General features: G+C 72.3%; 21 protein-coding genes. 10 read left to right on the top strand and 11 right to left on the bottom strand.

Annotation, left to right across the window (positions count from 1 at the left end; all coding sequences use genetic code 11):
• Positions 1-76: 76 nt before the first annotated feature.
• The 5 genes from IG99_RS25235 to IG99_RS25215 are packed head-to-tail and all read left to right on the top strand — an operon-like array spanning position 77 to position 4,670.
• Positions 77-970, top strand: coding sequence for an STAS domain-containing protein (locus tag IG99_RS25235; RefSeq protein WP_037677424.1), 894 nt, complete (start codon positions 77-79; stop codon positions 968-970).
• The gene (locus IG99_RS25230) at positions 967-1,383 is read left to right on the top strand and encodes an STAS domain-containing protein (protein ID WP_037677423.1); all 417 of its coding nucleotides are present in this window, start codon (positions 967-969) and stop codon (positions 1,381-1,383) included. Before IG99_RS25235 ends, IG99_RS25230 begins: the two co-directional genes overlap by 4 nt.
• Positions 1,383-1,829 (top strand): anti-sigma regulatory factor, encoded by a 447-nt coding sequence (locus tag IG99_RS25225; protein WP_037677421.1) that lies wholly within the window; start codon positions 1,383-1,385, stop codon positions 1,827-1,829. The genes IG99_RS25230 and IG99_RS25225 overlap by 1 nt, the downstream gene beginning before the upstream one ends.
• The gene (locus IG99_RS25220) at positions 1,826-2,908 is read left to right on the top strand and encodes an ATP-binding SpoIIE family protein phosphatase (RefSeq protein ID WP_037677419.1); all 1,083 of its coding nucleotides are present in this window, start codon (positions 1,826-1,828) and stop codon (positions 2,906-2,908) included. The genes IG99_RS25225 and IG99_RS25220 overlap by 4 nt, the downstream gene beginning before the upstream one ends.
• Positions 2,892-4,670 carry a PP2C family protein-serine/threonine phosphatase gene (locus IG99_RS25215; protein ID WP_051865869.1) on the top strand — a complete coding sequence of 593 codons (1,779 nt, stop codon included), beginning with the start codon at positions 2,892-2,894 and terminating at the stop codon, positions 4,668-4,670. The genes IG99_RS25220 and IG99_RS25215 overlap by 17 nt, the downstream gene beginning before the upstream one ends.
• Here IG99_RS25215 and IG99_RS25210 read toward each other — a convergent pair.
• The 3 genes from IG99_RS25210 to IG99_RS25200 all read right to left on the bottom strand — a co-directional run bounded on the left by IG99_RS25210 (position 4,619) and on the right by IG99_RS25200 (position 9,527).
• Positions 4,619-5,131: a MarR family winged helix-turn-helix transcriptional regulator gene (locus IG99_RS25210; protein ID WP_037677513.1), complete on the bottom strand. Its 513-nt coding sequence runs from the start codon at positions 5,129-5,131 to the stop codon at positions 4,619-4,621. The genes IG99_RS25215 and IG99_RS25210 overlap by 52 nt on opposite strands.
• 185 nt (positions 5,132-5,316) lie before the next feature.
• Entirely contained in the window at positions 5,317-8,478 is a 3,162-nt protein-coding gene (locus IG99_RS25205; protein WP_037677512.1) for a glycoside hydrolase, read from the bottom strand.
• A gap of 173 nt (positions 8,479-8,651) precedes the next feature.
• The gene (locus IG99_RS25200; RefSeq protein WP_037677416.1) at positions 8,652-9,527 is read right to left on the bottom strand and encodes a 3-hydroxybutyryl-CoA dehydrogenase; all 876 of its coding nucleotides are present in this window, start codon (positions 9,525-9,527) and stop codon (positions 8,652-8,654) included.
• A gap of 150 nt (positions 9,528-9,677) precedes the next feature.
• Here IG99_RS25200 and IG99_RS48865 point away from each other — a divergent pair, with 150 nt between their 5' ends.
• Positions 9,678-10,181 carry a hypothetical protein gene (locus IG99_RS48865; protein WP_158973236.1) on the top strand — a complete coding sequence of 168 codons (504 nt, stop codon included), beginning with the start codon at positions 9,678-9,680 and terminating at the stop codon, positions 10,179-10,181.
• On the opposite strand, the gene efeB is transcribed toward IG99_RS48865, so the two are convergent.
• The 3 genes from efeB to IG99_RS25185 form a co-directional block, all read right to left on the bottom strand.
• Positions 10,112-11,401, bottom strand: coding sequence for an iron uptake transporter deferrochelatase/peroxidase subunit (efeB, locus tag IG99_RS25195; protein ID WP_037677414.1), 1,290 nt, complete (start codon positions 11,399-11,401; stop codon positions 10,112-10,114). The genes IG99_RS48865 and efeB overlap by 70 nt on opposite strands.
• Positions 11,402-11,467: 66 nt before the next feature.
• On the bottom strand, positions 11,468-13,507 hold the full coding sequence (gene efeU, locus IG99_RS25190; protein ID WP_037677412.1) for an iron uptake transporter permease EfeU: 2,040 nt from the start codon (positions 13,505-13,507) through the stop codon (positions 11,468-11,470).
• A gap of 253 nt (positions 13,508-13,760) precedes the next feature.
• Positions 13,761-14,726: an alpha/beta fold hydrolase gene (locus IG99_RS25185; RefSeq protein WP_037677409.1), complete on the bottom strand. Its 966-nt coding sequence runs from the start codon at positions 14,724-14,726 to the stop codon at positions 13,761-13,763.
• 240 nt (positions 14,727-14,966) lie between these two features.
• On the opposite strand from IG99_RS25185, the gene IG99_RS25180 reads away from it, so the two are divergent.
• A complete protein-coding gene (locus IG99_RS25180) occupies positions 14,967-15,239 on the top strand; it encodes a DUF6355 family natural product biosynthesis protein (RefSeq protein ID WP_199815594.1) in 273 nt (90 codons plus the stop codon).
• A gap of 57 nt (positions 15,240-15,296) precedes the next feature.
• Here the strand turns inward: IG99_RS25180 and IG99_RS25175 are convergent, their stop codons facing one another.
• The 4 genes from IG99_RS25175 to IG99_RS25160 form a co-directional block, all read right to left on the bottom strand.
• A complete protein-coding gene (locus tag IG99_RS25175) occupies positions 15,297-16,199 on the bottom strand; it encodes a LysR family transcriptional regulator (RefSeq protein ID WP_037677404.1) in 903 nt (300 codons plus the stop codon).
• Positions 16,200-16,251: 52 nt separating this feature from the next.
• A complete protein-coding gene (locus tag IG99_RS25170; RefSeq protein ID WP_037677401.1) occupies positions 16,252-17,970 on the bottom strand; it encodes an FUSC family protein in 1,719 nt (572 codons plus the stop codon).
• 155 nt (positions 17,971-18,125) lie between these two features.
• Positions 18,126-19,169: an AEC family transporter gene (locus IG99_RS25165; RefSeq protein ID WP_037677398.1), complete on the bottom strand. Its 1,044-nt coding sequence runs from the start codon at positions 19,167-19,169 to the stop codon at positions 18,126-18,128.
• Between the two features lie 129 nt (positions 19,170-19,298).
• The gene (locus IG99_RS25160; protein WP_037677396.1) at positions 19,299-21,005 is read right to left on the bottom strand and encodes an NAD-dependent malic enzyme; all 1,707 of its coding nucleotides are present in this window, start codon (positions 21,003-21,005) and stop codon (positions 19,299-19,301) included.
• Positions 21,006-21,337: 332 nt separating this feature from the next.
• On the opposite strand from IG99_RS25160, the gene IG99_RS25155 reads away from it, so the two are divergent.
• The 3 genes from IG99_RS25155 to IG99_RS25145 are packed head-to-tail and all read left to right on the top strand — an operon-like array spanning position 21,338 to position 24,281.
• Positions 21,338-22,885, top strand: a complete 1,548-nt coding sequence (locus IG99_RS25155) for a S8 family serine peptidase (protein ID WP_037677394.1) — start codon at positions 21,338-21,340, stop codon at positions 22,883-22,885.
• Positions 22,885-23,208: a hypothetical protein gene (locus tag IG99_RS25150; RefSeq protein WP_037677393.1), complete on the top strand. Its 324-nt coding sequence runs from the start codon at positions 22,885-22,887 to the stop codon at positions 23,206-23,208. Before IG99_RS25155 ends, IG99_RS25150 begins: the two co-directional genes overlap by 1 nt.
• A 2-nt stretch (positions 23,209-23,210) precedes the next feature.
• Positions 23,211-24,281: a M14 family metallopeptidase gene (locus tag IG99_RS25145; protein WP_037677391.1), complete on the top strand. Its 1,071-nt coding sequence runs from the start codon at positions 23,211-23,213 to the stop codon at positions 24,279-24,281.
• A gap of 9 nt (positions 24,282-24,290) precedes the next feature.
• Here the strand turns inward: IG99_RS25145 and IG99_RS25140 are convergent, their stop codons facing one another.
• Positions 24,291-25,247 (bottom strand): helix-turn-helix transcriptional regulator, encoded by a 957-nt coding sequence (locus tag IG99_RS25140; protein ID WP_037677389.1) that lies wholly within the window; start codon positions 25,245-25,247, stop codon positions 24,291-24,293.
• Positions 25,248-25,385: the final 138 nt, after the last annotated feature.

The following is a 25,385-nucleotide window of genomic DNA, read 5'->3' as shown; positions in this document are numbered from 1 at the left end:
ACGCTGGGCCTCAGGAACACAGAAGAGCAACACGCAGCAAGTGGCAAGTAGGCAAGTGCGGAGGGAGACGGAACAGGTGCCGGAACAGGACACGGCCCACGAGCCGACGGAACAGCAGGTGGCCGCCTTCCTCGAGCGGCGCCGGGAGCAGATCGCCCAGCGCTGGGCGGACGCGGCGTTGTTCCGCACGGTCTTCACCGTCTCCCGCGACGAAGCGGTGGAGGCCTGCAAGGCCGTGGTGGACGCCCTGATCGACGTGTCCGCCGTCGGACGACCCGAGGACGTCTCCGCGCCCGGATTCGACCTGGTGCGCGAACAGTTGGGAGGGATGGCGGACTCCCGCGCCCGCACCGGCTCCAGCCCCTCCCAGATCTCCGACGAGGTCGCCGGACTGCGCGCGACGGTCACCGAGGTGCTGCGCGCCGAGTACGCCGACCCGTTCGGGGCCGCGGCGCAGGAGGCCGTGCTGGAGCTGACCCTGCTGATGGGCACCCTGCGCCTGGTGGTGATGGAGACGACACTCAGCGCCGGACAGGAGATGATCGAGCGGCAGCAGCAGCAACTCCTCGAAGTGGCCACCCCGGTCATCAAGTTGTGGGAGGGCACCGTCGCGGTACCGCTGATCGGCACCCTCGACAGCGCGCGCAGCCAGGTGGTGATGGAGAGCCTGCTGGACGCGATCGTCGCCGAACGGGCCCGGTACGCCATCCTCGACATCACCGGAGTGCCCACGGTCGACTCGCTCGTCGCCCAGCACCTGATGAAGACGGTGGCCGCGGCCCGGCTCATGGGGGCCGAGTGCATCGTCTCCGGCATCCGTCCCGCCATCGCGCAGACCATCGTCCAGCTCGGCATCGACCTCAGTTCCGTACTGACACGGTCATCGCTGTCCGACGCCCTGGCGTACGCGCTCGGCCAGCAGGGCATCGAGGTGTCGCCCCGCCCGGCGACGGGTGCGGGCCTGCGGTGAGCACTCCCTTCGGTTCAAGCACCCCCGTCCCGGTCCTGACGCTGGGGGACGTCCTGCTGGTCACCCTGCAGGGCGAGTTGCACGACGGGATGGCCGAGCAACTGCAACAGGACATCACCGAGCGCATCGCGCAGAGCGGGGTCACCGGACTGGTGATCGACATCTCCGGCGTGGAGATCGTCGACTCGTTCCTGGGCCGCGTCCTCGCCGAAATCGCCTCCGTCGCCGACCTGCTGGCCGCGCGGACCGTGCTGGCCGGCATGCGGCCCGCCGTGGCGATCACCCTGGTCGAACTGGGTCTCACTCTGCCCGGACTGGTCACCGCCCTGGACGTCGAGCGCGCGCTGGAACTCCTCAAGGACTCCGCCCCGACCACCCCGACCGCCCCAACCGTCACCGAGGGAGGTCTTTGATGACGGCCTCCCGCCCCGCCGCCACGGCCAGCCTTCCGATCGGCAGCGACGCCGATCTGGCGTGGGTCCGGCAGGAGGTGCGACAGGCCGCGGCCGAACTCGGGTTCAGCCTCGTGCAGCAGACCAAACTGGTCACCGCGGCCAGCGAACTGGCCCGCAACACCCTCGTCCACGGAGGCGGTGGACAGGTGGACATCACCCCCCTGCGCCACGGGCCACGGCGCGGGCTGCGGCTGTCCTTCACCGACGACGGCCCCGGCATCCGCGACCTCGACCTGGCGATGACCGACGGCTACACCTCCGGCGGCGGCCTCGGCCTGGGACTGAGCGGCGCCAAGCGGCTCGTCCAGGAGTTCGCCGTCGACACCGAGCCCGGCCGGGGCACCACGGTCACCGTCGTCGCCTGGGCAGGCGTGGTGCCCGCCTCCCGCCAGGAGCCGCGATGAGCCGTGTGTGGGACATCCCGGTGCACGACCCCACGCGGGTCCGCGACGTGCGCGTGGCGGTCGAGGCGGCCTGCGCCCGGGCCCGCCTCGACCCGTCCCGCGCGGACGTCGCCACCCTGGTGGGCACCGAGTTGGCGACCAACCTCGTCAAACACGCCTACGGCGGCCGGGTCGTGATCGACCTCGTCGACGGCCCGGCCTCCGGCACCGGCCCCCGCCGGTCGTCGGTGCAGATCCTCTCCCTCGACCACGGCCCGGGAATCGCCGACGTCGCCGCGGCCCTGAGCGACGGCCACAGCACCGTCGACGGCTCCCTCGGCGCGGGCCTGGGCACCTGCCGGCGCATAGCGAACGACTTCGACCTGCACAGTGTCCGGGGCCGGGGGACCGTCGCGGTGGCCCGCGTCGACCACGAACCACCGGCCCGGTCCCAGGCACGCCACCGCCACCAGGACGGCCCGCGGGCGGGCGGCGCCAACCTCCCCCTCGCCCGGGACGAGTACTCCGGTGACGGCTGGAGCTGGGTGCGCTACGACAGCCTCGTCACCCTCATGCTCGCCGACGGCCTCGGCCACGGCGCCAAGGCCGCCCATGCCTCCGACACCGCCGTGCGGGAGCTGCACCGTGCCGCACACCTGCCGCCCGCCGACATCCTGCGCCGACTGCACACCGCGCTGCGGCCCACCCGGGGCGCGGCCGTCGCCGTGGCCCAGGTCGACATGTCGGCCGAACAGCTCTGTTTCTCCGGGGTCGGCAACATCGGGGCGCGGCTGCACGGCGACGGCGGCTGGCGTTCGCTCGTCTCCCGCCCCGGGATCGTCGGGGCGCACTTCCCGGCCACCGTGCATGTGACGCAGCTGCCGTGGCGAGCGGACACCCTGCTCGTGCTGCACAGCGACGGGCTGCCCAGCCGCTGGACGCCCCCCGACGAACCGGACCTCCTCACCCACGCGCCCGCCGTGGTGGCCGCGGCCGTCCTGCGGGACGCAAGCAGCGCCGCCCGGCCCCTGCGCGACGACACCAGCGTGGCCGTACTCGCCCCCGACCGCCGGACCCGTGCTCATGACCGCCGCACTTGACACCTGGAAGATCAGCTCGGCCGCCGACGCGGCCCTGGCCCGGACGACCGTCGCCCGGCTCACGGCCGACGCCGACGCGCCGGTGCTCGAACGCGCCCGCTTCCTCACCGCCCTCACCGCCGGGCTGCGGCGCTGTCTCGACCACGGCGGCGCCTGGGAACTGACCCTCACCGCCGAAGAGCCCGCCGTGAACACCCACGGGCAGCTGAACGTCACCCTGCGGCCGATCGGCCACCAGCGGCGCACGGCACCCCGGGAGTTCACGCTCGCCTTCCCCCGGCCCCTGACACCGACCACCGCCGGAGGGGACCGCACGGAGCTCGCCGACGGCGTCCTGGCCGCCGACGAGGACACCGCGGCCGTACTGGACAAGCTGGACGAGACGGAGGGACTGCTCCGGCTCCACCGCGACGAACTGCACCAGACCAACCAGGGCGTCCTGGCGCTGCACGCCGAACTCGACGCCGCGGCCCTGGCCCAGCGCGAACTGCTCGACGCCGAACGGGCCGCCCGCGCCCAGGCCGAGAACGCCCGGCGCCTGCTGACCTTCCTCGCCAACGCCAGCGCCGCCGTCACCGCCTCGCTCGACCGCGAGACCATCCTGCGCCGGCTCCCTGAGCTCCTCGTCCCCGAGTACGCCGACCACGTCGACGTCTGGCTCTTCGACGACGAGCCCACCTCGGGAAATGGCGGCCGCCCGGCCGCCACCGTGACCGCCGCCCGCACCGGACGCCCCCAGCACGCCGCCGACCACCCCGGCGACCTGCCAGGCGTCGACGACCTGCCCGCCTCGGTCCTGTCCCCGGCGCGACCGCTGCTGTGCATCCCGCTCACCGCCCACCGGATGATGGGCGTCCTCACCCTGACCGCGCCCGGCCCCCAGTTCGATCCCGACGCCTGCGTCATGCTGATCGAACTCGCCCGCCGCACCGCCATCGCCCTCGACAACGCCCGCCGCTACGAACAGCACCGGGACACCGCCGAAGCCCTCCAGCGCGCCCAGCTCACCGACCTGCCCACCGCGCAGGGCCTGCTCCTGGCCGCCCGCTACCTGCCCGCCACCCGCGGCCTCAACATCGGCGGTGACTGGTACGACGCCTTCGAACAGCCCGACGGAAGCCTGCTCGCCGTCATAGGGGACGTCACGGGGCACGGGCTGCGCGCGGCCGTCATGATGGGCCAACTGCGCACCGCGCTGAGGGCGTACGCCGTCGAAGGGGACAGCCCCGGCCGGATCCTGACCCGGCTGCACCACATGCTCTGCCACCAGCAGCCCGACCTGTACGCGACCGCCGTCATCGTGCGCTTCCGGCCCGGTGACCCCGAGATCGTGTGGGCCGCCGCCGGGCACCCGCCCCTGGTCGTGCGGTCCCCGGACGGCACGGTGCGGGTCCTGGACGCCAAGCCCGGCATCATGCTGGGAGTTCCCGTCCCGTACACCTACGACGACCACGCCCTCCGCCTCCCGGCCGGCTCGACCGTCGCCCTCTACACCGACGGCCTCGTCGAGCGGCGGGCCGAGGGCATCGACCCAGGGATCGACCGACTCGCCCGCACCCTCGCCGGGTTCGGCACGGCGGAGCTGGAGCAGGATCTGGACGCCTCCGCCGAGTCCCTGCTCACGCCCATGCTCCACGGCTCAGAACGGGACGACGACGTCTGCCTGCTGCTGTGCCACACCACCCCCGTGCCCGAACCGGCCGGGGTCGCTCACTCCATGTCACCACCACCCGTGGCGGGCGGTGGCGTGCCGGCGTCCTGAGCCGCGACGAACGCCCGCAGACCGCGCCGCAGCGCCGCCCGTTCGGCGGGCCCCAGCGCCGCCAGCGCCGTCGCCAGCGCCTGCGTGCGCCGCTCGGCGATTTCGCCGAGCACGTTGCGGCCGTGCGGGGTGAGGGCCAGGCGTACCTCGCGACGCCGCTCGGGATGCAGCGTGCGCTCCAGCAGACCCGCCGCCTCCAGCCGGTCGCACAGCCGGCTGGCGGTGGGCAGCCCGGTCTCCAACCGCTCGGCCAGGGCCGTCAGATTCAGGCCCGGCGACGACTCCACCGCGCGCAGCGCCCCCAACTGGTGCAGGGACAACCGCAGGGTCGCCTGCTGGGCGGCCAGCGACCACAGGTTCGTCAGGCTCTCCACGGCATCCGCGATATCCACGGCGACGGCCTCCGGGCCGTCGCCCGAACCCCTCACCCGGTCGTCACCGGGATCACCGAGACGAGTCACGAACACATCACTTTCAGCAAACTCCAGGGGCTGGGAACGTCTCCTTCATTCCATCGCTGTACCCGATGAGCCCACGAGCAAGCGACCCACGGTGTGTACAAAATCGGAAGGTCCCGACCACCCCGGGAGCGGTGACGCCCGGGGGAGGAGCCGCCCGGGCGGGGCAGCCCCTTGCCGAGCGGACCTCAGCGGCGCGCGAGTTGGATCCGGTACTTCCGGGTCTGCGCGCCGTCCTCGCTGGTCACGGACACCACGGCCACGGTTTTGCGCCCCTCCGTCGTCCGGTCGACCGCGACCGTCGCATAGGGGTCGCGCGCCGTAACGGTGACCGTGTCGCGGCGCGGGTCACCGGTGACGACCCGGTAGGCGGTGGTCTCGGGGTCGAAGGACGGGACCGGCACCCCGGCCACCTCGAGTGACGCCGCGGCCGCGTCCGAGGACTCACCGGGGGTCCTGGCGTACACCTCGATCTCACCCATGGTGATGTAGCCGCCCTGACGTGCGGTCATCACGAGCCGGACGCCGTTCGTCGCCCCTCGCGCCGTCAGGGGTACGTCGACGACGGGCGTCCCCTCCGTGCCCACCTCCACGGTGTCGCTCGCGTCGACCCAGCTGCCGTCGGTCGCCCGCACCTGTGCCTTCAGGCTCGCGGGGAAGGAGGCCGGACTCCCGTCGCGGTAGAAGTGCGCCACGATCCGGTCGAGGTCGCGTGACGTCGGCAGGGTGAAGGTGATGGTGTCGGAGGGGTTCTTGGTGTTCCCCGGCTTCCAGTTGGACCAGGCCTTCTCGGACGGGTCGCCGTTGCGCAGGCGCTCCGCCGAATACCCGTTCTCGGTGAACGTGGCGTCGACCGAGACGTCCCGCTCGGGCGCGACGTTGGTCTGCGCCGGCTCGGTCACCTGCACCCGCACTGTCGCGTCGACGGCGGTGCCGTCCACGACGTGCGCCACACCGCGCAACGTCACCACGCCCGTCGTGTCGAACGCCCCGTCAGGAGCCGCCGACCAGGTCACCGGCAGGTCGGCCCTGCCGCCGCGTCGGCCGATCCCGGTGACCGCGGCCGGAAGGTCCGGCGTCCCGCCCACGTACGTCTTGGCCCGCCCCGGCAGTGTCGAGGCGATCGTGTCGACCGTGACGACCGCTTGTGCGGGGATCCGATGCCCCAGGGCGTCCGTCGCCCGGCCCTTCACACGGACCGTCCCGGGATCGCGCCACGCGCGGTCCGGCGGAAGGGTCCAGGTGACGGGGAGCGAGCCGCGGGCGCCGTCCCGGAACACCGGCGTTACCGCCTGTGGCAGCTTCGGCGGCAGACCGGGGACGGTGAACGCCTCGACCGCACCGGTACGCAGGACCGTCTCGTCGGTCACGCTCCAGCGCTGGTTGCCCGCCGAGGTCGGGGTGTACGTCGACACCTTGGCGCCGTCCGCCGAGGACTGGCCGGTGACGTCGATGAGGCGGCCGGTGGCGGCGTTGACGAACGTCCAGGTGCCGTCGCCGGTCGTCGACATGACCCACTGCGCCGCCTCGTCGGGACGGCCGCCGTCCGGATCCTCCAGGACGGCCTGGTCGTCGCGCACCGCGAGCCGCTTGCCGGTGGTGGCGCCGGTGAGGGCGTACCGCTCGCGGTTGTCGTTGCCGCGAGTCAGCTTGCGGACCGACCACAGCTGCCGCGCGCTGCCGGCGTCGGTCGTGCGGATGACGACACCGCTGCCGTCCTCGGAGGGGGCGAGGGACTTCCCGCTCTGCGCGCCCTGGAGCCGGTAGACATGGCCGGGCCGCACCAGGGCCGCGTCCCCGGCGACGCCGCTGACGCCGTCGACCACGAAGGTCGTCACCGACTTCGCGGGCACGGTGAGGGTCGCCGAGCGATCGGTCACGGGGACGGGGGTCCCTCGTACCAGGGCACCGTCGGCGCTCGTCACCACGGGGGTGACCGTGGCACCTCGCGCGACCTTGCCGAAGCGCGACAGATCGAGGGTCACGGAGCGCGCGGAGGTGCCGCTGTTCACGTGTACCACGCTCGCCGCACGGCCGGACTTGCGTACCGCGGCGACGCTGGAGGGGTCGTCGGTCTTGACGAAGTGATCGCCGGGGCGGATGTAGTGGGTGAAGTTCCTGATGGTGTGGAACTTGGAGTTGGCCCGGATCGGGCAGGTCTCCAGGGTGTCCGCGGCGGTGCAGTTGAACGGGACGTGGATGCTGCCCCAGTTCTTGCCGGCCGCCGCCTGCGGAATGGAGTCCTCCACGGGCTGCCAGAACACCCAGGCGGACGGCTCCAGTTCCCGCATGTCGTCGACCATCCGGGTGGCGATCCCCAGACCCGGTTCCATGCTGGTGAAGTCGGTGCCCGTGCCCCAGGTGCCCTCGACCTCGCTCATCCACAGCTTCTTGTCCGCGCCCTTGGCGATGTCACGCGCGCTGGTGCGCATGCTCGTGCCGTAGGTGTGCACGTTGAGCTGCTCGACGGCCGCTCGCGCCGGGGCGCCGTAGGCGTTCCAGTTCTGGGTGAAGGTGCCGGGGTTGGTCTCGTCCATCGCGGAGACCCGGGCGTGGGTCTTCGCGCCGTCGAGCGCCTTGTCGAGGGCGAGCACCACCTTCTGCTGGAGTTCCGGACCGGCGTGCGCGCCTTCCTGACGGCCGCCCGTCGGTCGGCCGTCCGCACCGATCTGCGTACCCCAGTACGGGGTGTTGGGCTCGTTGAGCGGGTCGATGGTGTCGAACTTGATGTTGTGCGCCTTCTCCAGCCGGTCGGTCACGCGCACCAGATACGTGGCGAAGTCGTCGACCCGGTCCGCGCGGATCTGGTCCGTGGAGGCGTCGAACCCGCCCGATACGTAGCCGCTGACCGTCTGGAACCACGGCGGCGAGTTGCTGAACGCCTCCCAGTCCGTGACCTTCTTCTTGATCTGGTCCACCCACCAGCGCTGGCCCGCGTCGGCGTTCCAGTCCCAGTGGTCGGGGTTGTCCGGGTCCCACCAGTCCATGTCCTGCCGGGTCGTTCCGGCGGGGGCCTTCCAGAAGCCGTCCATGGTGGCGCCGGCTTTCATGTAGTCCTTGCGGACGTCCGGCGCGTTGCCGCCGCCGATGTTGTAGCGCGCGATGTTCAGGGCGAGCCCGTCGTCACCGAACAGCATGTCCACGAGCCGTCTTCGGATGGGGTCCGGGTAGCCGCCGGTGGCGTTGGCGAACCAGACGAGGCTCGTGCCCCATCCCTCGAACTGCTGCTGTCGGTACGACGGATCGATCCGTACGGTGACCGCGCTCTGCGGCGGCGGGTCCGCGGCCGTGGCGGCCACGGCGGGGGGAACGATCAGACCCGCGCCCAGCATCAGGGGAACGGTGGGCATCAACGCTCGGACGAAGCGATGTCGGTGGGACAAGGCACTTCCTTCCACGACCCGGAGACGAGAACCGAAGGCGAACAGAATCGACCAGAAGCAATCGAGCTCAAGGCATGCTTGACGACGAAAATGGACACGTCAAGACAGCGCGCAGGGCTGGGCCGATCCCTCGCCCTCCGTCAACCCCTCGCTTGAGCCGCGTAGTTGAAGAAACCCCGACCGGACTTCCGGCCCAGCAGCCCCGACTCGACCATGCGGCGCAGCAGGGGCGGCGGCGCGTACAGCGGCTCCTTGTACTCCTCGTACAAGGCGTCCCCGATCGCCGCCACGGTGTCGAGACCGATGAGGTCGGCGAGGCGCAACGGACCCATGGGGTGGGCGCAGCCGGCCGTCATCCCCTCGTCGACGTCCTCCGCCGTCGCCGTGCCCGAGGCGACCATCCGCACCGCCGCCAGAAGATAGGGCACCAGCAGGGAGTTCACCACGAAACCCGCGCGGTCCTGTGCGACGATCGTCCGCTTGCCCAGGACCTCGCCCGCGAAGGCGCGCACACGCCGCTCCGTTGTCTGCGAGGTGTGCAGGGACGGGACCACCTCGACGAGCGGCATGACCGGTACTGGGTTGAAGAAGTGCAGGCCGAGCACCGCTTCGGGGCGCCGGGTCGCGGCGGCGAGGCGGGCGATGGGGAGCGAGGACGTGTTGCTGGCCACCACGGCGTCCGGGCCGACGACCACCTCGTCAAGCTGCCGGAACAGCGCCGTCTTGGCCCGCTCGTCCTCGACGGCGGCCGCGACGACCAGATCCGCTCGGGCGAGGCGGGACAGATCGGCGCCGACCGTGATGCCCGCCAGGGCGTGCGCGCGCTCCTCGGCGGTGAGCGTGCCCTTCTTCTCCGCCCTCAGCAGCGAGTCCGCCACCCCGATCAGACCGGCCTGCGCCCGGTCCTCGGTCGTGTCGCACAACGTCACCGACAGCCCGGCACGGGCACAGACCTCGGCGATGCCCCGGCCCATCTGCCCGGCGCCGACGTTCCCCACGCGTGTGATGGCACCCATGTGCCCCTCCCTTCGGCGGCGGCCCCCACAGGACCGCCCCAACCGCGAGCGTAGTTCCGACGCACCCGCTCTGACCTGCGGCGAAGGAACGTCGTTCGCGCACAAAGATGCGTCGTCCCGGCATGGACCGCGCCCCTGCCCGACAGGCCCGTGCCATCGACGGCCCTGGCCTGGACGCGGCCGGCCGTCCATGACGAGGGCGGGTCGGCGGAACCCGGTGTCGGCGCGTCCGCCCGGACAGCGCGACATGAGCTGGAGCGAGGCGATGAACGCGACGTCCGAGCAGCCGTCCGGGCCGGCATCGCCGGTCCCCGGCCGCGGATGGGCGACATGATGGCGGACGACGCAGGTCCCACCCCCACCGAAGCGTCCGCGGCAACCCGCATGGCCCTGCTGGAGGCACAGGGCCACGACCTGTCGGCGCAGGAGGCCCTCACCCTCGCCGTCCAGCAGGCGCCGGCGGGCATGGGGGCGCTCGGCGGCCTCGTCCGTCTCCGCGACACCGACGGCGCTTTCCGGCTCGCCGTGGCCGCAGGAACCGACCCCGGAGACCACCGACCAGCCGTGCAGCCCGTTCCCGCCCGTCAGCCCTTCAGCAGGGAGCGGCCCAGCCAGTCGGAGCGGTCGCGGACGCCGGGGAGGGCGAAGAAGTAGCCGCCTCCGGTGGGCGTGATGTAGTCGACCAGCGGCTCGTCGATGAGGCGTTCCTGGGTCGCCTCGAACTGACGGACCACGTCCTGCTGGTAGGAGCAGAACGCCAGCCCCATGTCGAGGTTGCCGGCCTTGTCGACGCCCCGGTCGTAGTTGTAGCCGCGCCGCAGGATGCGTGACGCGTCCGTGCCGGCGGTGCGCGGGTTGGCCAGGCGGATGTGGGCGTCGAGCGGGATCGCGTCGCCGTGCGGGTCCTTCGCGTAGTGGGGCGTGTCGGTCTCCAGGGCGCCGTCGAGCGGGGCGCCGGTGTCGCGGCGCCGGCCGATCATCTTCTCCTGCTCGGTCAGCGACACCCGGTCCCAGAACTCCACCCGCATCCGGATCACGCGAAGCACCTGGTAGCTGCCGCCCGCGGCCCAGGACGGCTCGCCCTCGGCGCCGGTCACCCACACCAGCCGGTCCATCTCGCGGGCCGACGACGTGTCGGGGTTGGCGATGCCGTCCTTGAAACCGAGGAGGTTGCGCTGAGCGCCCGTCGGGCGGGACGGGTTCTGGAAGCCGTCGACGCGCCATCTGATCTGCATGGCACCCCTGGTGTGACGCGCGATGTCACGCAGCGCGTGCAGCACCGTGTCGGAGTGGCCCGCGCAGAGCTGCAGGGAGAGGTCGCCGTGGCACTCGGCCGCGTCCAGGTCGTCGTTGGGGAAGGTGCGCATCGGCTTGAGGTGCCGCGGCTTGGCGGGGGCGAGACCGTAACGGTCGTCGAACACCGAGGCGCCGAGCCCCACGGTGACGGTGAGGCTGTCGGCCGGGACGTCCGGGCCGAGGATGCCGCTGTCCGACGGCGGGGCGCCCACGCCGAGGTCGTTGGGGACGCCGCCGGCGGTCAGGAACCGGGCACGCGCGGTCAGCGTGCGCAGCAGGTCGGCGAGTTCCTCGCGGCCGTCGGCGATCACGTCGAAGGAGACGAAGGCCGCGGCGGGCGGCGCCGGTGTGGTGATCCCGGCCTGGTGGACGCCGTGGAAGGGGACCGCCCGACCGTCCGCCGTGCCGCCGTCCGCCGCCGCGGCCCGTCCGCCGGAGAGCTCCGCCCCCGCGAGCCCGGCTCCGGTGAGCGCCGCCCCGGCCGCCCCGACACCGAGGGCGGCCCTGACGAACGTACGGCGGCCGGCGGGACGGGCGCCCTCCTGACCTGCTGCGGGGCCCGGCTGCTGGGTCGGCATCGGGTGGGTCCTTCCTCATGGGGTGGTAGGAGTCAGCTGGGGCTCGGGGCGCCCTCCGTTCGGCACTCATGCCGCCCGGCGGATCTCCAACAGGTCCGGGATGGGGGCGAGTTCCTCCAACAACTGGCCCATGGCGCCGTCGAGCTGCCGTCGAGTGGTGGCGGGCAGACGGTCGACCGGCGTCCAACTCCCGTCACCGTGGCGGGCGGAGAGCACGAGACGGTCCGTGCGCGCCATCCAGCCGTCCACGTCCGTGAGGAGCCCGGGATCACGCCGGTCGATCAGCGGGCGCAGCAGACCGAGCAGGACCCGGGTGCCCTGGAGGTTGGCCTCCGCGGTCGCCAGGGTGGTGCCGCTGCCGTAGTCGGTGGCACCGGTCAACTCCTGCTGGAGGGTGGCCTCCAGGATCTCGTGGGTGCGCAAGGGCAGGTCGCCCGGGTCGAAGTCCTGGTGGGGGAAGTCCTTGCCCAGGGCGGCGACGTCGGAGGTGAGCCGCCGGGCCGGCCGGGTCAGGGAGGCGGCGGACTCGCCGTGCCACAGCCCGTACTCGACGCGGTGGAAACCGGTGAAACCGGCGTCCTTCACCCCGAGGGGCAGCCCGGCCGTCGTCCCGTTGATCCTCGCGTCGAAGTCCCCGAACGTCCCGTAGGCGGCGCCGAGCGCGGCGTACGCCTCGTGGGCGGGCAGCCAGTCCGCGCGAGCCCGGTCGAGCCGGCCGTCCTCGATGTCGTGCTGGAGGGTCCGGGTCCTGGTCAGCAGGCCCGACAGTCCCTTCTCGACGTAGGCGCGGTAGGAGGCGAGGGGTGCGGCCAGGTCCTTCTGCGCCACCGGCAGTACGGCCCTCTTGGTACCGCCGCCCGAGACGCGGACGGCGGCTGAGGTGACGGCCTTGCCGCTGGTCGGAACGCAGCGCCAGGCGTAACTGCCGCTGCCGATCGTGGCGATCAAGGTGCGGGTGGTGCCGGGCGCGACGCCCTCGACCTCCCCGTAGACCGCCGCGGAGACCGGATCGATCAGATAGGCCTCGACCGTGCCCCGGCCCGTGTTGCGCACCTCGAAGGACCGGCGTCCCGGCCGTGGCGCGCGGAAACCCTCGCCGCAGTCCGCCGTCGACACCGCGATGGTGCCCGCGGGGGCTGGCCTCGCGTCACCGACGGCCACCAGTACCCCCGCGAGCAGCGCGGGAACGGCGAGCGCGGCCACGGGCACCACCCACCGCGGCACGCGCCGCCCGGCGGGCGCGGTGGCGGCCGGAGTCGCCGTCGTCGCGCGGGGCGCGGCACCGGGCGCGTCCACGCCCCGCACCCCCCGGACGAACAGCGCCGTCACGATGGCGAGATAGCCGCCGTGGGCCACCACCTGAAGCCAGGTCATCTGCGGTGTCACGTTCAGCGTGCCGCTGACCAGAGTGGCGTACCAGGAGCCGGGGTCGATCCGGGACGACAGGTCGAAGGCGTACGTCGTGGCGCCCGGCAGTGCGCCGCCCTCCTGGAGGTCGCGCACCCCGTACCCCAGCACCCCGGCCGCGATCACGACGAGGGCGGCGCCGGTGACGGTGAAGAACCGGGTCAGGTTGAGGTGCAGCACCCGCCGGTACAGCCCCCAGCACACGACGGTGGCCAGCAGCAGTCCCGCACCGGCGCCGACGAGCGGACCGGCGGACTCGCCCGCCGCCCGCGCCGTCGTCCAGAGGAACAGCGCGGTCTCCAACCCCTCGCGTCCGACGGCGAGGAACGAGGTCATGATCAGGACGCCCGTCCCCATGCCCAGCGCGGCGGTCACCTTCTCCCTCAGCTCACCGGAGAAACTCCGCGCGGAGCGCCGCATCCAGAACACCATCGCGGTGACGAAGGCGACCGCGACCACGCTGAGCAGCCCGCCGAACGCCTCCTGCGCCTGCCCGGACAGACCGGACGCCGTGAACGTCAGCACCGCTCCGAACCCCATCGAAACGCCCACCGCGGCGAGCACCCCGGTCCACACGTGCGGCAATCGCTCGCGATGGCCGGACCTGACCAGGGTGGCCACCAGGACCGACACGACCAGACCGGCCTCCAGTCCCTCCCGCAGGCCGATCAGGAAGCTCGGGAGCGCGTTGTCCCACACCGGGAACTCCTCTCGGACACACCACCGCACGGCCGAACCCCGGCCAAGGCGGGCTTAGTGTAGGCAAACCTAACCATCCGTGATGAAGGTGCTCCGAGTGGAAAGCGGCGCGGAATACACCTGATGTACGGTCAGATCGCCTGTGGCGCAGCCGAGTTGAGGGCGTGTTAAGAGTCGGGTGAGAACCCGATCGGGCATGCCCGTATCGGGGCATACCGGATTCACGCAAGGGCGAGGCCCGCAGTCGCCCCGCTCAGCCCCTGAGCTCCGTGAGGAAGTCGAGAAGGGCCGCGTTCACCTCGTCGGGGCGCTCCTGCTGCGTCCAGTGCCCGCAGCCCTCCAGCCGGATCGGCTTGCGGCGCAGGTTCGGCATCAGGCCGGGCAGGGCGGCGATGAGTTCGGGTGTGCCGGGGAAGGCCGGGACGAGGTCGAGGTCGCCGTAGACGTACAGGGCGGGCGGGCTGACGACGGCACCGTGCCAGGGGGCCGTGAGTTCCCAGTTGCGATCGATGTTGCGGTACCAGTTGAGCGCCCCGGTGAACCCCTCCGAGAAGCTCTCGGTGAGGGCGTCGAGGTCCTCCTCGGTGAACCACTCCGGCAGCACCTCCGGATCCGGCATGGTCGTGAGCCAGCCCTGGCCCGGCTCGACCAGCGGCTGCTTGCCCTGGCCGGCGTCCGGTGCGTCGCCGGACGCCGAGTGGAAGAACTTCCGCAGGGTGGTACGCGTGTCCTGTGCGAACTCCGCGTCGGCCACGCCCGGCCGGTCGAAGTAGTTCCAGTAGAAACGGCCGCCGAACCTCTCGTCCATGGTCGCCAGCGGAGGTTCCGTCCCCCGGAAGGGCGGCGGCACGCTCAGGCCGGCCACCCCGAGCACCAGGTCCGGCCGCAGCAGTGCGGTGTGCCAGGCGACCGGCGCGCCCCAGTCGTGCCCGACGACGTACGCCTGCTCCTCGCCCAGCGCGTGGATCAGCCCGACGACGTCGCCGACGAGGTGCAGGATGCTGTACGCCGACACGTCCTCGGGGTGATCGCTGCGCCCGTACCCCCGCTGGTCGGGGGCGACGACCCGGAAGCCCGCCTCGGCCAGTGGGCCGAACTGGTGACGCCAGGAGTGCCAGGACTCCGGGAAGCCGTGCAGCAGGACGACCAGGGGTCCTTCGCCCTCCTCCGCGATGTGCAGCCGGATCCCGTTCACATCAATCATTCGGTGTTCAATCATTGCAATAGCGTATACACGTCGTGATCTTCGACCGCGCCCGCATGTTCCCCGCCGGGCACGGGCCTTGCGCACCCGTATGACAAAACGGCACCGAATCAACTGGTCGGCGCAGCGGCAAATCGATTCCCCGGGTGAACGAGGCCGCCGAACGCCCAACTCCCCAGGCCGGACCGGCGATTCTGGGGCAGTACGCCAACCCACCCCTGGTCAAGGAGTCTTCTCTTGCGTGTACGTCGTACGGTGACCAGCGCCCTCGGTTCCGCCGCCCTCGTGCTCGGCTCACTGGTCGCGATGACGGCCGCCGCGAGCCCCGCCGCGGCCGACCCCTGCGGCTTCTACGAAACCAGTTCCGACGCCTACTACAACCACTGCACGTCCGACGGCTCACGGATCGTCATCAAGGTCGAGGTCGCCTGGGGATCCGACTACGAGCGCTGTGTGGGCCCCGGCACCAGCTGGCTGGGCTCGGCCGCCAAGATCCAGGGGGCCCACTACGTCGGCCGTACCTGCTGACCCACCCTCACGACGGCGGGCCCCGGACACCTCATGCCGTCCGGGGCCCGCCGCGTGTCAGGGCGCGGGCGCTGCGGCCGACTCCAGGGCCCGGTCGAGGAAGCGCCTGGCGACCGGCGGCAGACCGCGGGAGCTCAGCCAGGCGATGCCGATGTCCCGGGCGCCGCGCACATCGGTGATCTCCAGGTAGCGGATCGGGAAGTCGGAGGCCGCCGTCGCCGCGGTGTCGGGCGACGACGGGATCAGGGAGACCCCGAGACCGGCGGCGACCAGCCCGCGCAGCGTCTCCACCTCCTCGCCCTCGAAGCCGACGAGCGGTGTGAATCCTGCCTCGTGGCACAGCGCCTCGGTGATACTGCGCAGCCCGTAGCCGGGCTTGAGCAGGATGAACCGCTCCTCGGCCACCTCGGCCAGGCGCACCCGGCGACGCCGGCCCAGCCGGTGCCGGGTCGGGACGGCCAGCCACAGCGGCTCCACCAGCAGCCGCCGCCAGGTGATCAGCGGGTCGTCCGGCTCGCTGCTGGTGATGATCAGGTCGGCGGTGGCGTCGAGGAGATGCCGGGACAACCCGATCTCACCGTCCTGGTGCAACTCGAACCGGGCCTTGGGGTGCTTGCGCCGGAAGTCCGTGACGAGCCTCGGCACCAGCCAGGTGCCCAGGGTGTGCAGAAACGCCAGCGACACCACGCCCGCGTCGGGATCGACCACCTCGGCCACAGCCCGCCGGCCCCGGTCGTAACTGTCGAGCACGGCGTCGACGTGCTCCTTGAAGATTCGTCCGGCCGGGGTGAGCCGCAGCACGCGCCCGACACGCTGGAAGAGCTCCGCGCCGACCTCCTCCTCCAGCCGGTTCAGGGCCCGCGACAGGGCCGGCTGCGTGATGCGGGCGTCCGCCGCGGCGTCGGTCACCGTGGTTCCCTCGGCCACGGCCTGGAAGGAGCGCAGTACCTGGAGATCCATGCGGGCATTCTCCCCCCACGCCCGTCGGACGCCGCGCGACCCCTGCCCCGGACTACGGCCGAGCGGCCACCGCCGTGCCCGCCACCGCCTGGGCCGTCACCAGGTCGCACAGCCGCTCCGCCGCCGTGATCGCGTCCTCCCAGTCGGGCAGCGGCCTGCGGGGGCGGCCCGGTTCGCCCCGGGCGTGGGCGACGGTACGGCGGGCGTCGGCGAGTTGGTGGTACGCGGCACGGCGCAGCGCCTGCCGCCGGATCGGACCGGCCTCCGGTGCGAGGTCGCGGTAGCGGCGGGCGGCGGCCACGGCGGCCTCCGTCTGGGCCTCCGCCCGGCTCGCCGCGGAGTCGGGCCACACCGCGAAGTGCGCGATCAGGACCAGCACCGACGCCAGGGCCGTGTCGAGGATGCGTGTGCCGTGCAGGGGCCGGTCGTCGCCGAGGAGATCGAGCAGGACGAAGACGACCGCGGTCAGGCCCAGCGTGGCGAGCGCGTAGTGGTGGCGCACGCCGACCGCCATCAGGGCGCCGAAGACGGCCACCACGGCGATGACGGTGTACGTGCCGGTGGTCAGCCAGGCCACCGCCCCGATCGCGGCCACCCCGACGACCGTGCCGACGCAGCGGTGCAGGGCCCGTGTGAACACCGGCCCGAAGTCGGGCTTGTAGACGAAGGCGACCGTCATCGGCAGCCAGTAGCCGCGGGGACCGTGCAGCGCCTCGGCGAGCAGGTGGGCGGCGAGCACACAGGCCGTCAGCAGTGTGGTGTAGCGCAGCCGGGCAGCCCGCCCGGGCCACGAGTGCGCGGGCAGCCGCAGGGCCGGCTCGTCGCCGTCGGGCTCCTCGTCGACAGCCGCCCACACCTCGGCCAGCGCCCGCCCGCCCGGCGAGCCGGCCTCCGGGGCGGGCATGGCCGGCAGGGGAGCGGCGGGTGCCGCGCCACGCTCCGGCAGCAGCCGCTCGGCCAGGTGCAGCGGTACGCCGGTCACCTCGGACGGCAGCGGACGGGCCTCCCACACCAGCGCCGTCACCGCCTCGCCCAGCCGCACGGCGACATGGAACGCCCGGGCCAGCTCGCGGACTTCCGGCTGCCGTGGCCGCCGGCCCGGTGCGGTCAGGTGGCCGGCCATCACCTCGTGGGCGTGGTTGAGGGCGAGCGTCATGCGCAGCCGCGCCTCCTCCGCGCCCTCGGACCCGGCCGTGGCCAGCGCGTCGGCGGCGCTCCGGTAGACGGCGAGCACGGCGGCCCGCTCCACGTGGTGCCGGCGCCACAGCCACGGGGCAGCGGACAGCACGAGGACGAGGGCGACGCCGGCGAGCAGTTCGAGTGGCGGCAGCCACCACGGCCCCGGCACCGGGATACCGGTGCCGATCGTGACGCCCAGCAGCAGGTGCATGCCCCCGACGGACGCGATCCGCCCGCGCAGACCGACCGTCCCGGCGACCAGCGCGGCCGCCACCAGGCACCCCGCCACCGCCACCGGCTGCCCGCTGCGCAGGGCGAGTTCACCGGCGAGCAGACCGAGCGCACTGGACACGCCGGTCCAGCCCAGCCGCCGTACCCGCACCCGGTAGGGGTCGGAGCCGTCCTGGCTCACGCCCCACAGGGCACCGATCGCCGCGATCACGGACGGCACCACCCATCCCGTGAGCTGCCCCACGAGCAACGGCAGTGCGAGGGCGACCGCGCCCCGCGCCGCCGCGGCGAGCGGGAGGCGCCGCCAGGGCAGGCGGGGCGTGCGGGAGGGACGGTCCGGTCGCGCGTCTGCTGGTGTCATGCGGCCGCGTCCTTTCTCTTTGAGGGCTCGGTTCGCCTCCGGGGCGCCTGTTGCCGGTGGCGAGGGGAGGGGGATGCCCGTGCGCCCGCTGGGGCGGATCGTCCCAGCAGGCGCACGGGTCTTCCAAGGGGTGGGAGCTTCCTCGCCGGGGGTGCTCAGCCGACCAGGCCGATGAGCAGCGGGAGGGTGACGAAGGAGAGGGCCAGGCTCAGCACGACGGCGGAGCCGATGGTCCCCACGTCGTCCGGGTCGCCGTGGCGGGCGGCGAACATCAGCGGGACGGGGGAGACGGGGAAGGCCACGATCAGCGCCGCCTGGGCGGCGTCCGCCGCGGAGGCCACGGCCAGGCCGGCACCGTAGACGAGCAGGGGCAGGACGACGACGCTGGTGAGGGAGACCGCCCACACCCCCGGGGTCAGCCTCGGGCGGCCGATGCGGGCCACCGAGACGCCGACGTAGAGCAGGGCCGCGGCCGAGGAGGCCCCGGACAGCAGGGACAGCGAGGCGTCGGCGACCTTCGGCAGGCCCACCCCGGCGACGGACAGCACCAGGCCCAGGACGGGACCCCAGCAGAACGGCTCGCGCAGCGCGTGTCCGACGGTGCTCAGCACGGACGGCCGATGCTCCGCGGGCACGTTCGTCGCGGCCGTGACCACGGAGGGCGCCTCCGCGCCACCGCCGACGGTCGCCAGGGCCGGCGCCCGTACCTCGGCGGAGGCCGGGGCGGCCGCACGGCGTTCCGGCAGACCGAGCAGGATCAGCACGACCGGGTCCAGGACCACGTTCACCAGGATGCCCGCGACCGCGATCGGCACGGCCGCCTCCGCGGCGCCGAACAGCCCACCGAGAATCGAGGTGCCCATGAAGGCGTACTGCGGCTGCACACACGCCAGGGCGAACAGGGCCGACCGCCGCAGCGAGCGCCGCGCGGCGAGGCGCAGTACGCCGAACACCACGGCGTACACCCCGAGGAACCCGAACGCCAGCAGGCCCACCAGTGGCAGCTGGTCCACCAGCACGTCCCGAGGGGTCTGCCAGATACTCAGCAAAAGTGCCGCGGGCAGCGCGAGTTGCATGGTCAGCTCGCGCAGGGTGTGCGCTCCGCCGGCGTCGAAGAGCGCACGGCGGCCGGTGCCGTATCCGACCGCGATGATGAGGAAGACCGGCACCACGACGGTGAAGATGTCGGCGAAAGACATGGCTGCGTCAATCCTTCGAAGTGGGGGTGGCTCGACCGACCGTGGGGGCCAGTGGACGGTCCGTCAGAGCGCCGCAGCGCTACGGTCGTTGAGTCGTACGGATCAGATGGCGGGGGAGGAGGACTGCGTTCAGACGGCCTCGATCGGCCGGTACTCCGGCTGCCACATCGCCGCACGCGCGCGATCCTCGACCACGTCGTCGTCGACGGATTCCCGGGCGACGCCGTCCTCGGCGGCCGCACGGGCCACCGCCACCGCGACCGCCGTGGAGGTCTCGCGCAGCCGGTCGATCCGGGGCAGCACCGCGGCGCCCGGCGCGGCGGGGTCGGTCTCCTCGGCGACGGCGCGGGCCGCGGCGACGAGCATGCCGTCGGTGACACGCGTGGCCCGCGCGACGACGGCGCCCAGTCCCAGACCGGGGAAGACCAGAGCGTTGTTGGCCTGCCCGATGTGGTGGGTGACCCCGTCGAACTCGACCGGGGCGAAGGGGCTGCCGGTGGCGATCAGGGCCCGCCCGTCGGTCCAGGCGAGCAGGTCGGCGGGGACGGCCTCGGCCAGCCGGGTGGGGTTGGACAGGGGCAGGACGATCGGGCGGTCGGTGTGCGCGGCCATCGCGCGGACGATGTCCTCGGAGAAGGCGCCGCCCTGTCCCGAGGCGCCGATCAGCACGGTCGGGCGCACCCGATCGACGACCTCCGCCAGCGGGATGCCGCCGAGGGAGTCGTCGCGCCGCCAGTCGGCGACGTCGCCGGCGCGGCGGGCGTAGTGCGTCTGGAAATCGCGCAGTTCCTGCTGGTCGTCGGTGAGCAGACCGTTCCGGTCGACGGCCCAGAACCGCTCGGTGGCCTCCTGCCGGGTCAGCCCGTCGGCGACCATCGCGTCCCGGAGCTGGTCGGCGATCCCGATGCCGGCGGTACCCGCGCCGAAGACGACGACACGGTGCTCGCGCAGCGGGACCCCGCTGGCGCGCACGCCGGAGAGCACGGCGGCCAGGTTGACCGCGCCGGTGCCCTGGATGTCGTCGTTGAAGGTGAAGACCTTGTCGCGGTAACGGTCCAGGATGCGGCGGGCGTTGGCCGGTCCGAAGTCCTCCCAGTGCAGCAGGGCGTCCGGGAACAGCTCGGTGGCGGCGGTGACGTACGCGTCGACGAAGTCGTCGTAGGTCTCCCGGTCCACGCGCGGATGCCGGTTGCCCAGGTAGAGCGGATCGTCCAGCAGTTCCTGCCGGTTGGTGCCGACGTCGAGCATCACCGCGAGGGTGCGGGCCGGGTCGACGCCCGCGGCGGCGGTGTAGACGGCCAGCTTGCCCACCGCGATGTCGATGCCGCCCACGCCCCAGTCGCCGATGCCGAGGATGGCCTCGCCGTCGGTCGCGACGATCAGGTCGACGTCGTCGGCGCCGAGCCCCGACGCGCGCAGGGCGGGTGCGATGTCCTCGGGCGCGTCGACCGAGAGGTACACCCCGCGCGGGCGGCGGTACTCGTAGCTGTAGCGCTCGATGGCGGTACCGACGGTGGGGGTGTAGACGATCGGCAGCATCTCCGCGAGGTGGTCGCCGAGCAGCCGGTAGAAGAGCACCTCGTTGCGGTCGCGCAGAGCCGTCAGATAGACGTTCTTGGCCAGGTCGTTGGGCTGGGAGCAGAACTGCGTGTACGCACGGGCGGCCTGCTGGTCCTGGGTCAGCACCTGCGGCGGCACCAGGCCCACCAGGTCCAGGTCCTGTCGCTCCTGCCGGGTGAAGGCGGTGCCCCGGTTCAGACGCGGGTTGTTCAGCACGGTGTGCCCCCGCGCGGTGGTCCGGATGCGACCGTCGACGGCGTTCCACTCGGTGCCCATGAAACTGCTCCTCCTGAACGTTGGGGGCGGGGGGACGTCAACCAGCCTCCGCGACAGGAACACATGCGTCCAATGCCTGAAACTCACGTCATGCATAATCTCTGGTTATTCGGGCCTCTGACGTGCGCTTACGCCGGTAGGACGACCGCATGCCGATCGGGCCGCTGTGACGAACGCCGCAGGGCCCATCACCACGTTTGACCTGGAGTTGCCTGGTCACGGGAGCGCGAGCAGACTGGAAGTGAAGGGGGTTCGTTCCTCAGGCCGTGGGCTCTGGGACCGTGACATCGCCGGCCGGAGCACCCGCGCGCCATTGAGAAGAGGCGAGTGCGATGGCACGTCAGTACTACCAGCGTGGCAATCTCGTTGAGGCCGAAGAGCTCGACGATGTCGTCGCGGTCAGGATCGACGAGGACGCCGCGGCCGGACTCACCGACACACGGGAGCAGCTCGGCGCGAGCGCCCGCGGCGAGATCCGGGACGCCGGAGTCGACGACGAGACCACCGAGGCCTTCGAACGCGCACGGTGGGTCTTCGTCAAACCGAGCCGGCAGACCCGGGAGGCGTTCGCCGCCGGCGAGGAGGTCTCCGGCGCGCAGGCCAACGGCAAGGTCATCCGACGGCCCAGCGGCCGCATCGGCATCGCGACCGACGTGTTGAGCGTTCAACTGCAACCGACGCTCAGCCAGAAGGAGGCCGAACACGAACTGGAGTCGGCCGGCCTGGAGGTCATCAACAGGCTCACGTTCGCGGACAACCTGTACGAGGTGCGGGCGCGGACCGCTCAGGACGCCCTCGCGGCCTCCGTCGAACTGCACGACAACGACCGCTTCGTCTTCGCCGAACCGTCGTTCGTCGAGCACGTCCCCACCCGGTTCAGCCCCACCGACCCCCGCTTCACCGAGCAGTGGCAGTGGCACAACAGCGGGGGACACGGCGGCACTCCGGGCGCCGACGTCCACGTCGAACCGGCGTGGGACCGCACCTTCGGCGACGGCATGCGGGTCGCCGTCATCGACAACGGCTTCGACACCACGCACGAGGACCTCGCCGACGGAGTGAGCCCGCTGTCCGGCTTCTACAGCGACGGCGTGGTGGGCACCACCTTCACGCAGGAAACCGTCGGGATGCCCGACAGCGACCACGGCACCTTCTGCGCCGGCATGGCCGGGGCCCGGCTCGGCAACGGAAAGGGCGGGGTCGGAGCGGCCCCCGAGAGCGAGCTGATGCTGGTGGCGTGCCTGCCGGACCAGGTCGGCACCCAGGTGACACTGGCCCGCGCCGTGTCGTACACGGCCGACCCGTCGAGGGAGCTGCCCGAGGGCGACCCCGCGAACGGGGCGGACATCCTCGTCAGCAGCCTCGGACCCAACGACGCGGAGTGGGAACTGCAGTCCGTCCTGGAACGCGCGCTCGAGTTCGCCGCGACCAGAGGCCGGGAGGGCAAGGGACTGCCCATCTTCTGGGCGGCGAGCAACGGCCGCAACGTCGACATCCTGAAGGACGAGATCGTCTCCCACCCCGATGTCATCGCCGTGGTGCGGTCGGACAACCGTGACCTGGAGGACAACGCGGCACGCGGCCCCGAGGTCGAGCTCATCGCCCCTGGCGTCGACGTCTTCAGCACCCGTTCCGGCGGCGGCTACGGCACCGCCACCGGCACCAGCTTCGCCGCACCCTGCGCGGCCGGATGCGCCGCCCTGGCGCTGTCGGTGAACCCCGGCCTCACCCGCGACGAACTGCGCGAGATCATGCACCGGACGGCCGACAAGATCGGCGGGCCCGGGGTGGTCTACGACGCCCAGGGCCACAACGACGACTACGGCTTCGGCCGGGTGAACGCCGCCAAGGCCGTGGCACGCGCCGACGGGACGCCGTGATGTCCGAGGAACCGGCCGTGTACCGCTGCCGTGTCGTCGCCGAGGACACCGACGCACTGCGCGAGTTCATCCAAGAGACCGAGCCCGGCCTCGGCTGCCGCGCCGTACCGCGCGGCAGCCGGGACGGTGGGGTCGAGCTGGACCTGTACTTCCCCCAGGACCGGCTCGACCGGGCCCGAGGCACCCGAGCGGCGTCCCGGGTGAACATCACCGACGTCGAGAACATCACGGAGAACTGGCAGGCCCGTACGCAGGAGGTCGGCGGGGGCGACCGGTTCGCCGCCCGGGGCGCCGTCCCGCACGGTCTCGGCCGCAAGGAGTGACCATGTATCTCAACGTGGCCGAAATCGAATCGGCGATTACCAGCCTGCACGGTGCGTATCCCGGGGCGACGGAGCTCCTCACTCCGCCCCACCCCACTCACGAGGGCCGCACCACGAGCCTGCTGCGGGTCGGTACCCGCCCGGCGGACGAGACGGACGGGATCCTGCTGCTGGGCGGCGTGCACGCCCGGGAGTGGGTGCCGCCCGACGCGCTGATCTCGCTGGCGGCGGACCTGCTGGAGGCGCACGACCGGGGCACCGGGCTCGGCTACGGCTCGTCGTCGTTCACGGCGGCCGAGGTCGCCCGGGTCGTGGAGGGCCTCAGTCTGTACGTCTTCCCCTGCGTCAACCCCGACGGCCGGGCGTTCAGCCAGGCCGCCTCCCCCATGTGGCGCAAGAACCGCCGGCCCGCCCCCGCCGGGCACACCGGCCCGACGTGCGCGGGCGTGGACCTGAACCGCAACTTCGACTTCCTCTGGGAGTTCACCAAGAAGTTCGCGCCGGACTCCAAGGTCCGCACGTCGGCCGACCCCTGCGACCCGGAGACCTACCGGGGGCCGGGCGTCGAGTCGGAGCCCGAGACACGGAACGTGGTGTGGGCGCTCAAGCACCCCCCGCGCATCCGGTGGATGGTCGACGTGCACAGCTCGGGCCCGGTGATCCTGCACAGTTGGGGCTCCGACCAGAACCAGACCACCACCCCGGGCGACAACTTCCGCAACCCCGCCCTCGACGGTGTGCGCGGACGCAAGGACGACGGCATCGGCGAGTTCATCCCCGAGCAGGACCTGAAGATCGCCGTCGGCCTGGCCGAGCGGATGAGCGACGCGGTCCGGGCGGTGCGGGGCGTCGAGTACGCGGCTGAGGCGGCGTACGGCCTCTACCCCACGTCGGGAGCGAGCGACGACTACGCCTACAGCCGGCACTTCACCGACCCGGCCGCCACGAAGGTGCTCGGCTTCACGATCGAGTGCGGTACGGCCTTCCAGCCGCCGTTCGGCGAGGCGGAGGAGGTCATCCGGGAGGTCTCGGCGGGTCTGCTGGCCCTCGCGGTCGAGGCCCCGCACACCTGAACGAGCTTCTCATCCGGTGCCCAGGGTCTGGAGCGGCGGCCGGCCGTAAGCGTCCCGGTAGACGGCGGCGAAGCGGCCGGCGTGGAAGAACCCCCAGCGGGCGGCGACGTCGGTGACGGTGGTGGTGAGCGGGTCGGCCGCGAGCAGGTCCTGGTGGGCGTGGGACAACCGCACCCTGCGCAGATGGGCCAGCGGTGTGGTGTCCAGATGGCGCCGGAAGGCGTACTGCAAGGCACGCACGCTCACATGGGCCGCCGCGGCGATGTCGGCGACGGTGATCGGTTCCGCGGCGTGGTCCTCGATGTACGCGAGCGCCAGGCGCAGCGTCGCGGAGTGGGAGTCGTTGCGGTCGGTCGCGGTGGGCTCGTCGAGGGCGGTATTGGGAAAGGCGGCCAGCACACTCGCGACCAGGTGCTGGGCCGCGGTGGAGGCGATCAGGGGCAGCTTCGCGAGCTCGGGGTCCGCCAGGACGTGGTCGCGTACGTAGCCGATGGACTCCCGCAGCCGGCGCGCCGCGGCGGGGGAGTGGGGCCGGTGCCCGGTCAGGCGGACCGGCTCGGGGGAGCGGCCGGGCGCGGTGGAGGCGACCTGGGTGAGCAGGCCGGTGTCCAGCATGGTGATGTTGTACCGTGCGTTGCAGATCCGGCCCGAGTACGGCCGGTCCGGCGGGGCGAAGGACACGACGTCGCCGGGACCGAAGGCGTCCTCGACCCCGCTGTAGGCGTGGTCCCGGATGGTGCCGTCATGGACGAGGCACAGGCAGATCTTTCCCAGGGGAGAGACCGAGTAGCTCATCTCGAAGCCCAGGTCGAGCTCGTCGACGCTGACCGACGGCATCGTGGTTCTGGTGATCGTCACTCTGCCGACGTCCGGGCTGTCGCTGCCGATGCTCATTCTGGCGTAGGCCCGGCTGAGGAACTCCTCGGCCCTTTCCAGGTCGTCGCTCTCGAAGTGAAGCGTGTGCATTGACGGTCCCCGTCCGGTGAGTCACGCGGCGCTACAGGGTGCCCGGCATGGCGTCACGTCTCGCTGCCGCGATACGCGGAGAGGCGACTGCGGAGTGTTCCGCCCGGCTCGCCTACCCGGGACCCGGTCGGACATTCG

The organism is Streptomyces griseus subsp. griseus (assembly GCF_000720255.1).
GTDB classification, from domain to species: domain Bacteria; phylum Actinomycetota; class Actinomycetes; order Streptomycetales; family Streptomycetaceae; genus Streptomyces; species Streptomyces griseus_I.
The sequence above is the reverse complement of the archived record's forward strand: the minus strand, read 5'-3'. Positions and strand labels throughout refer to the sequence as shown.